The organism is Streptomyces sp. NBC_00986 (assembly GCF_045162565.1).
Taxonomy (GTDB): Bacteria; Actinomycetota; Actinomycetes; order Streptomycetales; family Streptomycetaceae; genus Streptomyces.
The window spans coordinates 6,627,350-6,641,792 of sequence record NZ_CP108733.1 but is presented as its reverse complement, the minus strand read 5'-3'; the positions used below and the strand labels follow the sequence as shown (position 1 = coordinate 6,641,792).

15 protein-coding genes are annotated in these 14,443 nt (G+C 70.4%); 9 read left to right on the top strand and 6 right to left on the bottom strand.

Annotated elements, in window-relative coordinates:
* Positions 1 to 55: 55 nt before the first annotated feature.
* Positions 56 to 1,714, bottom strand: coding sequence for a diguanylate cyclase CdgB (cdgB, locus tag OG504_RS29740; protein ID WP_033281238.1), 1,659 nt, complete (start codon positions 1,712 to 1,714; stop codon positions 56 to 58).
* 305 nt (positions 1,715 to 2,019) lie between these two features.
* Between cdgB and OG504_RS29735 the strand changes: the two genes are divergently transcribed.
* Positions 2,020 to 2,592, top strand: a complete 573-nt coding sequence (locus OG504_RS29735) for a flavin reductase family protein (protein ID WP_366496747.1) — start codon at positions 2,020 to 2,022, stop codon at positions 2,590 to 2,592.
* A gap of 683 nt (positions 2,593 to 3,275) precedes the next feature.
* Here the strand turns inward: OG504_RS29735 and arfB are convergent.
* Positions 3,276 to 3,704, bottom strand: coding sequence for an alternative ribosome rescue aminoacyl-tRNA hydrolase ArfB (gene arfB / locus OG504_RS29730; protein ID WP_405992542.1), 429 nt, complete (start codon positions 3,702 to 3,704; stop codon positions 3,276 to 3,278).
* Between the two features lie 175 nt (positions 3,705 to 3,879).
* Between arfB and OG504_RS29725 the strand changes: the two genes are divergently transcribed.
* Together OG504_RS29725 and OG504_RS29720 are read left to right on the top strand one after the other, a co-directional pair.
* Positions 3,880 to 4,455, top strand: coding sequence for a TerD family protein (locus OG504_RS29725; protein WP_019057183.1), 576 nt, complete (start codon positions 3,880 to 3,882; stop codon positions 4,453 to 4,455).
* A gap of 233 nt (positions 4,456 to 4,688) precedes the next feature.
* A complete protein-coding gene (locus tag OG504_RS29720; RefSeq protein ID WP_405992541.1) occupies positions 4,689 to 5,942 on the top strand; it encodes a DUF1266 domain-containing protein in 1,254 nt (417 codons plus the stop codon).
* Between the two features lie 38 nt (positions 5,943 to 5,980).
* Here the strand turns inward: OG504_RS29720 and OG504_RS29715 are convergent, their stop codons facing one another.
* A complete protein-coding gene (locus tag OG504_RS29715) occupies positions 5,981 to 7,429 on the bottom strand; it encodes a sensor histidine kinase (protein WP_405992540.1) in 1,449 nt (482 codons plus the stop codon).
* A complete protein-coding gene (locus OG504_RS29710; RefSeq protein WP_405992539.1) occupies positions 7,426 to 8,112 on the bottom strand; it encodes a response regulator transcription factor in 687 nt (228 codons plus the stop codon). Before OG504_RS29710 ends, OG504_RS29715 begins: the two co-directional genes overlap by 4 nt.
* Positions 8,113 to 8,408: 296 nt before the next feature.
* Between OG504_RS29710 and OG504_RS29705 the strand changes: the two genes are divergently transcribed.
* The 4 genes from OG504_RS29705 to OG504_RS29690 all read left to right on the top strand — a co-directional run bounded on the left by OG504_RS29705 (position 8,409) and on the right by OG504_RS29690 (position 10,886).
* Positions 8,409 to 9,362: a GNAT family N-acetyltransferase gene (locus tag OG504_RS29705; RefSeq protein ID WP_405992538.1), complete on the top strand. Its 954-nt coding sequence runs from the start codon at positions 8,409 to 8,411 to the stop codon at positions 9,360 to 9,362.
* A 141-nt stretch (positions 9,363 to 9,503) separates the two neighbouring features.
* A complete protein-coding gene (locus OG504_RS29700; protein ID WP_405992537.1) occupies positions 9,504 to 9,791 on the top strand; it encodes a hypothetical protein in 288 nt (95 codons plus the stop codon).
* A complete protein-coding gene (locus OG504_RS29695) occupies positions 9,788 to 10,012 on the top strand; it encodes a hypothetical protein (protein ID WP_405992536.1) in 225 nt (74 codons plus the stop codon). The genes OG504_RS29700 and OG504_RS29695 overlap by 4 nt, the downstream gene beginning before the upstream one ends.
* 154 nt (positions 10,013 to 10,166) lie before the next feature.
* Positions 10,167 to 10,886, top strand: a complete 720-nt coding sequence (locus OG504_RS29690; protein WP_405992535.1) for a hypothetical protein — start codon at positions 10,167 to 10,169, stop codon at positions 10,884 to 10,886.
* 37 nt (positions 10,887 to 10,923) lie between these two features.
* On the opposite strand, the gene OG504_RS29685 is transcribed toward OG504_RS29690, so the two are convergent.
* A complete protein-coding gene (locus tag OG504_RS29685; RefSeq protein ID WP_405996460.1) occupies positions 10,924 to 12,318 on the bottom strand; it encodes a M1 family metallopeptidase in 1,395 nt (464 codons plus the stop codon).
* 168 nt (positions 12,319 to 12,486) lie between these two features.
* Between OG504_RS29685 and OG504_RS29680 the strand changes: the two genes are divergently transcribed.
* Together OG504_RS29680 and OG504_RS29675 are read left to right on the top strand one after the other, a co-directional pair.
* Positions 12,487 to 12,909, top strand: coding sequence for a hypothetical protein (locus OG504_RS29680; RefSeq protein WP_405992534.1), 423 nt, complete (start codon positions 12,487 to 12,489; stop codon positions 12,907 to 12,909).
* Positions 12,910 to 13,058: 149 nt separating this feature from the next.
* The gene (locus OG504_RS29675; RefSeq protein ID WP_405996459.1) at positions 13,059 to 13,559 is read left to right on the top strand and encodes a hypothetical protein; all 501 of its coding nucleotides are present in this window, start codon (positions 13,059 to 13,061) and stop codon (positions 13,557 to 13,559) included.
* Positions 13,560 to 13,734: 175 nt separating this feature from the next.
* Here the strand turns inward: OG504_RS29675 and OG504_RS29670 are convergent, their stop codons facing one another.
* Entirely contained in the window at positions 13,735 to 14,406 is a 672-nt protein-coding gene (locus OG504_RS29670; RefSeq protein WP_405992533.1) for a pentapeptide repeat-containing protein, read from the bottom strand.
* Positions 14,407 to 14,443 lie beyond the last annotated feature (37 nt).

Below are 14,443 nucleotides of genomic sequence, written 5' to 3'. Positions count from 1 at the left end.
GCTCCACGTCGTCCAAACGGGTGACTCGGACCGCATCAAACCGCTGACCTGGAGATCATCCCGCGCGTCTGTGCTGTTTGGGACGAGATCGTTTCTCGATGTACATCCGTTCGTCAGCGGACTTCAGGACCTCGTCCGCCGTCATGCCGCAGTGGGCCCACCCGATACCGAAACTGGCCCCGACCCGCATGCCCCGGCCGTCGACCCGGATGGGCTGGATGATCTCGTTCCGCAGGCGTACGGCGAGGTCGGCGGCGTCGGCCTTGCCGAGTCCGTCGGCCAGGACGACGAACTCGTCGCCGCCGAGCCGGGCCACGGTGTCGCCGTCGCGCACGGCCCGCCCGAGCCGCCGGGCGACCTCGATGAGGACCGCGTCGCCCGCGTTGTGCCCGAACCGGTCGTTGATCGACTTGAAGCCGTCGAGGTCGCAGAAGAGCACCGCGAGCCCCTTGGTGCCGTCGTCCCGCTCGCCCTCGGGGGCGATGGTGTGGACGTGGTGGTCGTAGGCGTCGAGGAGGTCGGCGCCGGGGCGGAAGTCGAAGCCGTGGCCGTTCGCGTCGTAGGCCGCGTGTCCGTACGCGGCGTCGATGGACTCGATCTCGCCGGGGTGGGTTGCCTGCGGGCGCTGGCAGAGGCGGGCGGAGAGGCGGGTGCGCAGCTCCGCCGAGTTCGGCAGGCCGGTCAGCGCGTCGTGCGCGGCGCGGTGGGCGAGCTGCAGCTCGCGGCGCTTGCGGTCCTCTATGTCCTCGACGTGGGAGAGGAGGAAGCGCGGCCCGTCGGCGGCGTCCGCGACGACGGAGTTGCGGAGCGAGACCCAGACGTACGTGCCGTCCCGGCGGCCCAGGCGGAGCTCCGCGCGTCCGCCCTCCGCCGAGGTTCTGAGGAGCGTGCCTATGTCCTCGGGGTGGACGAGGTCCGAGAAGGAGTAGCGGCGCATCGCGGACGCGGGGCGGCCCAGCAGGCGGCACAGGGCGTCGTTGCTGCGGAGTATTCGGCCGTGCTGGTCGCCGCCCATCTCGGCTATCGCCATGCCGGAGGGGGCGTACTCGAAGGCCTGCCGGAAGCTCTCCTCGCTGGCGCGCAGGGCCTGTTGCTCGCGCTCGAGGCGGACCAGGGCGCGCTGCATGTTGGCGCGCAGCCGGGCGTTGCTGATCGCTATGGCCGCCTGGAACGCGTACATCTGGAGCGCCTCGCGCCCCCACGCGCCCGGCCGCCGGCCGTTGCGCGGGCGGTCCACGGACAGGACGCCGATCAGCTCGCCGCACGAGCCGCCGGAGACGCCGGGGGTGTACATCGGCGCGAAGAGCCGGTCGGACGGGTGCCACTCGTCCTCGAAGCGGGGTGCGGGGCCGTCGGTGTACCACTGCGGTACGTCGTCCTCGTCGAGGACCCAGCCCTCGGTGTGCGGGATGAACCGCAGGTCGCCCCAGGACTCGCCCATGCCGAGGCGGCGCTCCCAGGAGGTGCGTGAGCCGACGCGGCCGGTGATGAGTGCCTCGGCGGCGGAGTTGCCCGCGAAGGCGGCGACCACGAGGTCGCCGTCGGGGCGTACGAGGTTGACGCATGCCAGCTCGTACCCGAGACCGTTGACGACGCCGTCGGCGACGGTCTGCAGTGTGTCCGCCAGGCTGCGGGCGGTGTTCATGTCCGCCATGACCGTGTGCAGTTGTCGCAGGGTCGCAAGACGGACGTAGGGTTCAGACTCGGTCTCCATACTCGCCCTCCCCCCGAGACCTCGCAGTGAATCAAGGGTCATCTTCCCCGCCACTGAATCACAGCGCGCTGCCCACTCGGTACACAGGGTCAACAATTACTACCCCTTGTGACTCAAGTCACAGCAGAAGATGAACAATTGAGTGGAGTTTCTGCATTTTCCCTGTGCGTTAACTGAACGCAAACTGTGCGGGTGTGTGGACATGATGCACGACGATGTTCCGTCGCGTGGTCCGTTGGTCCTAGGACCCGAGTGGGCCGCAGGTCCGATGTGGTGCGCGGACGTACGAGGCTAGCGTTTCGGGCGTGCTGAACACCGCGTCGATCACCGAGACCCTTCCCTCCGGGCATGCTGTGGGGGTGAGCAACGACGAGTTCCGCGCCGCCCTCGCGCGACTGGCCGCGGGCGTGGTCCTGGTGACCGCGCACGAGGAGCCCTACGACCCGGACGACCCCCAGGCCCCGGTCGGCGAGGACGTGGGCATGACGGCCACCGCCTTCATGTCCGTCTCCCTGGACCCGCCCCTGGTCCTGGTCAGCCTCCGCAACGGCTCCCGCATGGACGACCTCCTCGACGAACAGCCCCTGTGGGCCGTCTCCGTCCTCTCCGAGAGCCAACGCCACATCGCGGGCCGCTTCGCGATGAAGGGCCGCATCAGCGACCGGCTGCTCTTCGACGACATTCCCTACGTCCACGGAGAGGCGTCCGGGGCGCCGTTGGTACGGGGGGCTCTGGCCACGCTGGAGTGCCGGACGGAGCAGCGGGTTCCGGCGGGGGATCACACGCTGGTCATCGGGCGGGTGCTTACGGCGGAGGTGGGCAGTGCGGAGGGGGGTCCGCTGTCTTACTTCCGGGGGAGGTACCGGCAGTTGGGGTAGGCGGCGGGGGTCGGGGGACGCCTTTCCGGGGCCGGTGACGGCAGTTGGAGTAGGTGGCGGGGGTTGAGGTGCCGGCTCTGCGGGGCGGTGACGGCAACTGGGGTGAGATTGGTCATCCCGGCTGAAGGAGCCCGGCTAGTGGGGTGACGGCCCATCTCCGGGGCGGCTACCGGCAGTTGGCACGCCCGGGCCACGACCCGGCGAGGAGCCCGAAGGGCGGGCGGCAGGCCAACTGCGGGGCGGACACGGGCGGTCGGCGCCACGGCGGCCGCCCCCGGACGGGGAACACCACGGACGCCCCGGCGAATCCGGCGTGCGCCTGCCGTCTCCGACCAAGGAACACAACGGGCAGGCCGGCAGGCCGAGTTCCGGAACAGAGGCCGGCAATGGGCGTCGCGCAGACCCCACGGGAGCGGAGCACAAAGACGCGGGCCGCCCTTCCATTTCCGGGACGGTTACGGGCAGTCGACGCGCCCCGGCCACCACCCGGCGAGGAGCCCGAAAGGCGGCCCGGCAGGCCGACGCGGAGGCGGGCGCGGTGGGATTCGAAACGGGCGGCGCGGAATTCACCGTCTATTTGTCGGGGGAATTCGAAGTCGCCCATGGGTAAACGCTCCTCGTCGCGGTCCGTCGTCACTGGTTCGACGAAGCACGGGCCGAGGATGTGACAACCGGTGCCGGAACTACCCCCAGTCCCGCCCGTTCCGCCCCCGCTTCGTGTCGGACCGCTGCTTCTTCTCCCGCAGCCGGCGCTCATTGATACCGCGCGGAATACGGGTCGCCCGGCGCGGCTTCGGCGGCGGCGCGGTGGCCTCCGCGAGCAGCGCCGCGAGGCGTACGGCGGCGGTCTCGCGGTTGCGCCACTGGGACCGGTGCTCGGAGGACCGTACGGTGACGACGCCGTCGACGAGCCGCGAGGCGAGCCGTTCCAGCGCGCGCTGCTTCCACACCGGGGGCAGCGCCTCGGTCTTGGCCAGGTCGAACCGCAGCTCCACCTGGGAGTCGCTGGTGTTGACGTGCTGCCCACCCGGCCCTGACGACCGCGAGAAACGCCACATGAGCTCGGCCTCGGGCAGGGAGACGGAGCCGCGGATGGCATAGGGACCGGACATGTCCCCATGGTCGCGTGTCTGTCCGGTCCACGTCACGCCATTTACTCCGGAGGTTCCGGGTAAAGAAAGTAAAGTCACCTGGAACCTTCGGTACCCCTCTTGGCGTTCATACAGGTACCGGTAGCTTCGTCCTCAGTACGAAGCCCGCACCGCAACGAGGGAAGGACTCCCAACAATGGCTGTAAGCCTGTCCAAGGGTGGCAACGTCTCGCTCACCAAGGAGGCCCCGGGCCTGACCGCCGTCACCGTAGGCCTCGGCTGGGACGTCCGCACGACCACCGGCACGGACTTCGACCTCGACGCCTCGGCGATCGCGGTCAACCCCGAGGGCAAGGTCTACTCGGACGGTCACTTCATCTTCTTCAACAACAAGTCGACCCCGGACCAGACGATCGTCCACACCGGTGACAACCGCACGGGCGAGGGCGCGGGCGACGACGAGGCGATCAACGTCAACCTGGCCGGCCTCCCGGCCGACGTCGAGAAGATCGTCTTCCCGGTCTCGATCTACGACGCGGAGACCCGCTCGCAGAACTTCGGCCAGGTCCGCAACGCGTACATCCGCATCGTGAACCAGGCCGGCGGCGCCGAGATCGCCCGCTACGACCTCTCCGAGGACGCGGCGACGGAGACGGCGATGGTCTTCGGCGAGCTGTACCGCAACGGCGCGGAGTGGAAGTTCCGCGCGGTGGGCCAGGGTTACGCCTCGGGCCTGGTCGGCATCGCGCAGGACTTCGGCGTCAACGTCTGACCGTCTGACGTCCGCCGCACTTGTCTGCAGTGCCGTGTGTGAGGCCCCTGGCCGCGGTTGCGGCCGGGGGCTTCGGCATGTGCGGGAACACGGCGCGGCGGACCGGGAGTTGAGGGAACACGGCGCGGGGGCCGCACAGGGGTGTCTCAGCCGCGTATGAGAATGTGCCGGGATCCCCGGACGAGAATGGCCGGGATCAACAGCCGTTGGCCCCTGGAAGGACAGCGAGCCCTATGTCGTTCGGACCGTCCCCCGCCGGTTTCGGGCCTCCCCCACCTCCCGCCTGGACCCCGCCGACCGAGACGGAACGCGCACTGGCCGAGGCACGGGCGCGCGGCGACCGGCCCGCGTACTACGACGTACTGGCCCGGGTCCGCCTCTACTACGTGATGTCACGCGAGGCCTACGACGCCCAACCCGAGCGTATGCACCGCACGTTCACCCGCGACCCCCGCACCGGCGCGGAACGCTGGGAACTCTTCACCGACGGCATGCTGCCCGCGCCACGCCCCGACCTGGTGTACTCCCGCGCCTCACTGCGCGGAATAGCGGACGCCTGGAACCCGCAGTGCCCGCCCACCCTCCTCGTCAACCCCGGCAGCCCCTGCGAACTGCCTCTCCCCTACGGCCCGTCGGGCACGACGGACTGGTCCCGCGCGGCGGAACACATCGGCACCCCCGACACCTCCATGCGCCTGCGCGCACTCCACGTCGGCGGCGTACTCCACGGCCCCGTGGCCCACGGCCTGGCCTGCGGAGCCCTCCTCTGCGTCAGCAACGGCTCCCTGTGGAACGCGCCGGCCTGGCACGGCAACGGCTACGACGGCGAGCGCCGGCGGCTGCGCGAGTGGTGGGGCATCACCACCCGCGCCGAGTGGCAGCACCACCTGCGCAACCTGCTCGCCTGCGAAGCGTCCAGCTCCGTATGGGAGTTCGCGCTGAGCCTGCGCCGCACGATCGCCCGCGACTTCGGCGGCCACGTGGACACGGGCTACTGGCGCCAGGCGGTGGCCACCGTGATCCGAGCCAGCTCGGAGGGCGCCACGGTGATCACGGAGGACGGCGTGACCAAGACGGACCCGCGCCCGGCGTCGGAGACCGAGGCCCGCATCGAGGGCGTCCAACGCCTGATCGGCCGCATCACCCGCTACGAGGCCCGCATGCGGGCCGACGGCATCCTCGACGAGAACCGCTACGTCACCTCGGTGGAGGCCTGGGACCTCGGCCGAGCCTCGAAAATGGCCCGCTGGGGCCTGGGCGCCCGCTTCGCCACCCTCCCGGAGACAGAGTCGGCCGTCATCCGCACCGGCCGGGCCGCAGCCCTCGCCTACCGCTCCTGGCCCGACTTCTCCGCCGGCTACATCCTGGGCCGCTGCCTGCACTTCGACGAGGAGGAGTTCGGCGACTGGTACCAGGACATGGTCTCGGCGCACCGGATCCTGATGTCGGAGGCGGGGAGTCCTTGGCTGAACATTCCTTTTCGGTAGGGGGAGTCGGGCCGATTCGGGTCGCCTCGGAGCGGGCTTCACATCTCGGTGCCCGGTGGAGTCCACCTCGCCTCGGTGGGGTCGGAGGAAGTCGCCGTGTTCAGCGGGTCCCGCGGCGGAGGAGTTCCGGTAGGGAGGCGCAGGACGAAGTGGGCGCCCTGGAGGCTCGGGACGATGGCGAGTGTGCCGTGATGCGTGGTGGCGATGCGTTCGGCGATGGCGAGCCCCAGCCCGGCGCCCCCGCTGTCGCGGGTGCGGGCGTCGTCGAGGCGGCTGAAGCGTTCGAAGATCCTCTGGTGGTGTTCCGGGGGTATGCCCGGGCCGTCGTCGAGGATCTCGAGGACGGCTTGCCCGTGTTCGGCGTCGCAGGTGAGGCCGACCGTGACGGTGCCGGCGGCGTGGCGTTCGGCGTTGTCGAGAAGGTTGCCGAGCACCCGGGTCAGAAGTGCCTGATGACCGTGTACGGGGATCGGCGCGGGATGGATGAGGGCGGTCAGGGTGAGGTGGGACGGCAGCCTCCTGCGGCCGGTCTCACCACGGACGAGCTCGGTCAGGTCGAAGGGCGGGCCCGGAGGCGGGTCGGCGGCCCCGGCATCGAGCCGGGCGAGGAGCAGCAGGTCGCCGGCGAGGGCCTGCAGGCGCAGGGTGTCGTCGTGGGCGTCGTGGACGACGCGGGGCCAGTCGGCGGTGTCGGGGTGGTTCAGGGCGAGTTCGAGTTCGGTGCGCAGACAGGCCAGGGGTGTGCGCAGTTCGTGGGAGGCGTCCGCGGTGAACTGACGCTGCTGTTCGACAGCTGCTTGCAGGCGGTCGAGCGTGGAGTTCATGGTGACGGCCAGGCGGGCGATCTCGTTGCCGGAGCGCGGAACCGGGACACGTCGGTCGAGGTGGTGTGCGCTCAGGTCGGCGAAATCGGCGCGGATGGTCTCGACCGGGCGCAGTACCCGGCCGGCGGCGAACCATGTCGTGCCCGACACCACCAGCGTCATGCCCGCGATACCGCAGATGAGGAGCCGGACGATCGTGTTCAGCCGGGCCTGTTCGGCCTCGAGGGACTGTGTGACGGCGAGGTCGTCGACACCCGCGTGCACATAGGCGCGGTAGATGATCTGGCGGATGGGTACGGGCCCGCGAACCGGGTCGGTCCACGGAATCAGTGACAGCTTCCCCTGACTTGCACGCGTCTTCTTCGTGGGCCGGCACAGGCTGGTGTCCTTGTACTCGGACCCGGGTGCCGGCTGGAAGGACCGGGTGCAGTCGGGTGGGTTTCCGCCGTGGAGACTGTTGATCATCGTGTCGATGTCCGGGCTCGTCCCGGCCGCCTTGCGGTCGGCGTTCTGCATCTGGGCGGTGCGCTCCGTGCGCGCGATGGGTATCGCGGCCGCGGTGAGCGGGACGAGGGTGATGGCGGCGGCCAGGAGGGCCAGCCGCATCCGGATGGTGGCCGGTCGCAGACGGCGCAGCAGGAGTCGGATACCGGCCGGGGTCATGGTCGGCCCCCGTATGCCGGGTCGAGGCGGTAGCCGGCGCCGCGGACGGTGCGGATGGTCTGCCGGCCGAACGGTGCGTCGATCTTGCGGCGCAGGGAGCTGACGTAGACCTCGACGAGGTTGACGTCGCTGTCGAAGCGGTCGTCCCAGACGTGTTCGAGGATCTCGCCCTTGGAGACGGTCTCGCCGCTGCGCTGGGCCAGATATTCCAGTACGGCGAACTCGCGGGCCGTCAGTGCGATGGGGACCGTTCCACGGTGGCACCCGTGGGAGGCCGGGTCGACCTCGAGGTCGCCGATGTGCAGCACCACGGGCCGCTCGGGCCGACCGCGGCGGATGAGGGCCCGTAATCGGGCGGCCAGCGCGATGAAGGAGAACGGCTTGACGACGTAGTCGTCGGCGCCGGTGTCCAGGCCCTCCGCCTGGTCGTACTCGCCGTCCTTGGCCGTCAGCATCAGCACCGGCACCCACCGCCCCGCTTCCCGCAGCAGCGCACACAGCCGGTAGCCGTTCACGTACGGCAGCATCACGTCCAGCACCACCGCGTCGTAGGGGTTCTCCAGCGCGAGTTCCAGACCCCGGCGCCCGTCGTGCCCGACGTCGACCGCGTACCCCTCACCGACCAGGCCCCGGCGCAGCAGTTCCGCCATCCGCCGGTCGTCCTCCACCACCAGTATCCGCATCACCCCAGCATCGCCGCCGACGGCTGAGGAGAACCTGAAGAGCCTCAGGAACCTTCAGGGTTCCTTCAGCGCCGTCGTGCCATCGTTCTGTCCCACGGGCCCCCGGCGAGATCGGCTTCAGGGGGAAATCCCGCCGGGGGCCCGTGAGTTGCGGGCAGGTGCGGAGGAATCGACGCCTGCTGCCCCGGTCTCTCCGCGTGTGTGGAGCCGGTCGTCCCGGCGCCACCGCACACGGCACCCCCGCCGAACAGATCCGGTTCGAGCCCGGCGCACCCCTCGGCCGCTAGCGTGCCCCCATGTTCCTCGAACCGCTCACGCCGACCGAGGCCGGCGCGCTCCCCGGCGAGCTGCTCACCGAGCTGACCGCCCTCTACGCCTCGAACCACGCGTTCCACGCCCTGAGCGGTGACTTCCCGGACCCGGAGGACATCCGGCCCGAGCAGGTGGCGACCGCGTTGGCCGACGAACTGGCCGACCCGGACGTCGAAGTACTGCTCGCGCGCAGCGCCGGGCGGCTCGTCGGGATCGCGATCACCCTCGGTACGCATCCCGACCCGGACGACGAGGACCCCTGGATCGGACTGCTGATGATCGACGCCGCACAGCAACAGCAGGGACACGGGCGGCAGTTGGCGTCCCTCGTCGAGGACCGTTTCCGCGAGGCCGGCCGAACCGCCGTACGCCTGGCCGTCCTTGACAACAACCCCGACGGCCTCGCCTTCTGGACCACCCTCGGCTACCACGTCATCGACCACCGCGAGGACCGCCAACTCGGCCGCCCCTGCGCCGTGTTGCGCAAGCAGCTGTACAGACTCCGCCGTGCCGCGCGCGTCGCCGTACTCGACCCCGCCGGCTCCGTCCTCCTCTTCCAGCACGACGACTCCGCGAACGGCACCTTCTGGGAGCTGCCCGGCGGCGGCATCGAGGGGGACGAGACCCCGCGCGAGGGCGCCCTGCGGGAGTTGCGGGAGGAGACCGGCTGGACCGACCTGACCATGGGCCCCCTCCTCTGCACCCGGGAACGCGACTTCACCCGCGTGGGCATCCACATCCGGCAGCACGAGCACATCTACGTCACCCACGGCCCCCACCGCGAACCCACCGGCCCCGGCCTCGCCGCCGCCCATGCCGAGGACGGCATCCTCGCCTGGCGGTGGTGGACGCGGGAGGAGCTGCGCGGGGCGACCGAGGGCGTCCGACTGCCCGAACTCGCCGTACTCCTGGACGAGTTGGAGAAGAGGGAGGAATAGAGGGCCGGTCGGGTCCGCCGACGGCACCCCTCGGCGCCGCACCGGTCTTGCTCCACCTTTGCGTTCGGCGCAGTTGCGAATCGCACAGTCTGGACAAGGTCGTACGGCCGATGAGCCGACCACGGGGGAGAGCACGCGTCCATGGGCGACAAGGGCGAGATACTCGACATCAAGATCGCCGACCTCAAAGCGACAGCTCCGCACTTCCAGACCCACAGCACCGATCTCGCCAAGGCGCTCACCAAGCTCAGGACAGCGCTCGGAGCGGCGGGTTCGCCCTGGGGCGACGACGATCAGGGCACCGCCTTCCACAAGGCCTACGGCCCTCACGTCACGCAGTTGGAGAACGCGGCGCAGATCGAGCTGGTCCGTGCCGTGTTCGGCAGGATCAGCGTCGAGGGTGACAAGAGCGAAGGCGACGGCAGGTGAGCGTCGCCGACAAGGCCAAGAAGATCGTCCAGGACGTCACCGGCATGTGGTGGCCGGACGCCGACGAGGACGGGCTGCGGGCGGCGGCCAAGGCGTGGCGGGACTTCGCCGACGACATCGAGGACGTCACCGCCGCCGCGAACAAGTCGGCCCGCTCCATCATCGAGCACAACAAGGGCGAGGCGATCTCCGCCTTCGACGACCCGTTCTGGCGCCGCTAGGCACGGCTGGCCCCAGGACATGACAGACGGCGCCCGGGTCGTGGCCCTGCTCAACACCCGCCGCGACGGCGAGTGGCTGATCGGCGGGACCGTCCCCAAGGAGTACGTCACCGGACCGTTCCCCACCTCCGGATCGTAGGAAAGAGCAGACCCCATGGCCGACACCAAGGACCGCCGGCAGCCCAGCCCCGAGCTGCGGGCCCTGCTCTACACCGACTTCGACGGCAACCCCGCGGACCCCGACGACGTGATAGCCGACGCGCTGGACGACGACGGCTGTCTGGAACGCGCCCCCGGCCTGACCGCGATTCTCCAGGACCGGGCCGCCGACCCCGCCGCCCGTCTCCTCGCCTGCTGCGCCCTCACCAGCTGGGCCGATCCGCTCGGCTACGAGACCGTCCTCCAGGCCGCCGCCGCCCCTGACGACGTGGTGTGGCGCGGCCAGTCCGCCGACCGGTTCTTCAGCCAGGACGACACCTTCGGCCAGCTCGCCGACGCGGTCGGGGCCAGTCGGGACATGGTCGACGAACGGGGCACCGCCGAGCTGCGGATCGTGGCGGCTCGCGCCCTGCTCTCCCTCGCGGACCGGGTCCGGTTCGACCGGCACATCTCCTCGCTGCTGTTCCACGAGATCGTCGAAGCCGCTCGGGACGAGATCGACGCCACGGTCGAACGGGGCATCGACCGCCTCGCCTCCGGCGAACACGTCCCCTACGACCTCGGCCTCCAACTCGCCCTGCTCACCGTCGCGATGAAGACATACGACGCGCCGCGCGCGAACGACGCCATGATCCGCCTCGCCACCGCCCGCCCGGGCGAGCGAGCCCTGCGGGAACTCGCGGACGCCACCGGAAGCTCCCTCTGGCTGATGTAGGGGTCACCGGGTCCCCGCTCGGCCGGGAACAGGCCGGTCAAGGCCGGGCCGGCTTCCCGTCCCCGTACAACCACGCCTTCCAGATCTCGCTGAAGTCCTTCCCCGGTGCCATCTTCTCCACGTACGCCGTGAAGTCCGCGGTGTCCGCGTTGCCGTAGCGGTGTGCGGCTGCCCAGCCCTGGACGATGTCGTAGAAACGCGCGTCGCCGACCGCCTGGCGGATCTTGTGGAGGACCATCGCGCCGCGTTCGTAGACGGGGCTGTCGGAGATGTGGGCGGCGGAGGTGGGGCGGGCCGGCGGGAAGGCCCAGATCGCCTCGTTGTCGGTCGGGTCGTCGTAGTAGGTGCCGTCGTAGAGCGCGTCGAAGGTCTGCTGGGCGGTGTCGCCGTCGTGGTCCTCGCTCCAGAGCCATTCCGCGTAGGTCGCGAAGCCCTCGTTGAGCCACATGTCGCGCCAGGTCCTGGGTGTGACGGAGTCGCCGTACCACTGGTGGGCGAGTTCGTGGACGAGGGTGGCGGTGTCGGGGGCGCCGGGGAAGAACGGGCGGGTCTGGGCCTCCAGGGCGTAGCCCGCGTCGCCGCGGCGGTCGACGATCGCGCCGGTGGAGGAGAAGGGGTACGGGCCGAAGTTGTACTCCTCCCACTCCATGATCTCGGGGATCTTCGCCAGCACCTTGCGGCTCGCCGCGGCCTCCTGCGGGTCGACCGCGACGTACACGGGGAGGCCGTTCTTCGTGGTGGTGCGGGTGATGTCGTAGTGGCCGATCGCGACCGTGGCGAGGTACGTCGCCATGGGGTGTGTGGTGCGCCAGGTGTAGGTCGTACGGCCCGCTCGTGTCGTCGTCTCCGTCCTCAACTCGCCGTTGGAGACCGCCTGGAGGCCCTTCGGGACGGTGATGGTGATGTCGTACGTCGCCTTGTCGGAGGGGTGGTCGTTGCCGGGGAACCAGGCCATCGAGCCGGTCGGTTCGCCCAGCGCGAGCGCGCCGTCCGCCGTGGGCAGCCAGCCCTCCTCCGAGCCGTCGGGGTCGGTGATCGTCCCGGGGGTGCCGGAGTAGTGGACGGTCGTCCTGAATGCCTTGCCCTCGGGGAGAGTTGAGGGTGGGCGGACGGTCAGTTCCTGGCCGGTGCGGGTCCAGGGGGCGTTCCTGCCGTCCACCGTCAGCGCGTCGACCTTCATGCCCTTGAGGTCCAGGTCGTAGGCGGAGAGGTTCTGGGTGGCCCGGGCGGTGATCGTCGCCGTACCGGTCAAGGGAGTTGAGGTGCCCGGGGTGTACGCCAGGGTCAGCGCGTAGTGGGTCACGTCGTAGCCGTCGTTGCCCGCCTCGGGGAAGTACGGGTCGGCCACGCCCGCGCTGCCGGGGGTGCCGTGTGCGCCCGGCGTTCCACTGCACGCGGTCAGGGCGAGGGCCAGCGCGCACGCGGTGACCATGGGAACAAGCGGTACGGATCGGGACACGTGCGCGATCCTACGAGTCCGGGGTTCGTCGCCCCTGGGGCGTCTGCCCGGAGTCCGAAGCCGGAGTTCGAAGCCGGAGTTCGAAGCCGGACCTCAAAAGTCCCTCGCCCTTCGATCCTCGCCCGTCGTACGCTCGGCTCCGTGCCCCGCTCGTCCAAGAAGCCCCGCCGACTTGTCGCCGATGGGCGCGTGTACATGTGGTCGCTGCGTCACAGTCACCGTCCCAGCAGCAGCGACTCCGTGGGCTGTGTCCACACCCTCACCCTGAATCCCCAGCCGGCCGGCACCGGCGGGGCGCTGCGGATCGTCTTCGTCGCGGGGCCGGGGCGGTTCGTCCCGGGCGGGGCCCCTTTCGGTTCCGGGGATGTGGGCTACGTCCGTGGCGCCTCCCTCAACCTCCACGAACCCGGCGCCGTCCGCGCCCTCCTCGACGCGGCGTCGGACCGGGGGTGGGTGCCGGGGCCCGGAGAGACGCGGGCCGTGGAGGTCGACGGCTGGGCCCTGCTGGACGCTGCCGCCGCCGGGCGGGCGGGGGCCGGTGACGAGCACACCGGGGCCCCGTGAAGGGGTAGCTCCGGGCCCCGGTGAAAGGGGTGGCTCCGGCCCCGGTGAAGGGGTGGCTCCGGCCCCGGTGAAGGGGTGGCTCGGGCCCCGGTGAAGGGGTGGCTCCGGCCGCCGCCGGCTCTCTCGCCGGCCGTGACACCATCTCCTACGTGCTCGACATCGGCTACGCCCTCTCCAACCGCTTCCCCGACCCCCCGCAGACCGACTACCGGCGCGCGGACGTCCACGCGCTGCGGCACGACCTGTTCTGCGGTGACGTCTATCTCGCCGACACCAAGGCGGACCGGGAAGTGTCCACGGCCTGGGGATGGGTACCGGTGCTCGACTTCGCGTGGGCGTTGTGCGACATCGTGGAGCGGATCGATCAGGACCCGGCGGGGTCGCGGGCGGCGCGGCCACAGCGGGCCGAACTGGACTTCACGGAGTCGACCGACCGGATGCTGTTCGAGCGGCGGTTCGGGTGGGTGGATGTCGAGGCGGACTGGATGCGGCGGGACGAGGAGGCGTTGACCTTCTCCCACGCCGAACTCCGGCGCGAGGCACGGGACTTCCTGCACGACCTGATCGCCGACCTGGTTGATCTGCACGATGCACTCGGCGAGAACCCGGCGATCTGGACGTTGCAGGCGAGGTTTCCCCGGGTGCCCTGAGCTACCCCGGATGCCCTGAACTCCATCGGTTGCCCTGAGCTTCCCGGTTGCCCTGAACTCGTGGCGCCGCCCCTGGGGGCTGCGCCCCCAGACCCCCATCGGCCCTGAAGGGGCCTCGTCCTCAAACGCCGGACAGGCTGGGTGACGGCACCCCGGGCGAAGCAGTAACCCCCCCTCATCCCTCCACCCGAATCCCCATCTGCACAGCCAACACCGGCGCCAGATCCAGCAGTTGCCCCATGCTGATCACCGCCCCGGACAACCGCTCCACCCCCCGCGCGATCTCCAACTGCACGGCCCCCCGCAGATCCACGTCCGTGAACGTAACCCCCGTGAAGTCCGCCCCTTTCAGCGCGCAGTCCACGAACTCGACGCGCTCCAGCCGGGCATCGAGAAAGTCCGGCTCGACAAGGACGCAGCCCTCGAAGACGACATCCCGGAGCTTCGCCTTGCGCAGGTTCAGGTAGTCGATCTTGCCGCCCCGGACCACCACCCGCTCCAGCACGGCGCCATGCAACTGCACCCCACCCATCCGCGCGTCGATCACCTCGACGTCACGCAGGGTCGACTCGGCGAGATCCGTACCGACACCCCGTATGCCGGTGAGGACGGAGTCGAGCACACGGGCGTGGTGCAGCCGCGTCTCGTCCAGCGCGCAGTCCGTCAGCGCGCAGTCCATGAAACGGGCACCCCCGCCGTCCTGCCCGACGAAGTCCTCCTCCCGGAACTGGAGCCCGTCGTAGTCCCCGTCCGGCTCCAACTCCCCGCCCCCGTAAGCCTCCAGAGCGGGCAACCGCACCTCCGGCCGCCGCGCCCCCTTGACCCCGCCTGCCGCTCTTCTCGCCATACCCCCATCCTGCACCCCAGCACTGACATCGAGGGCG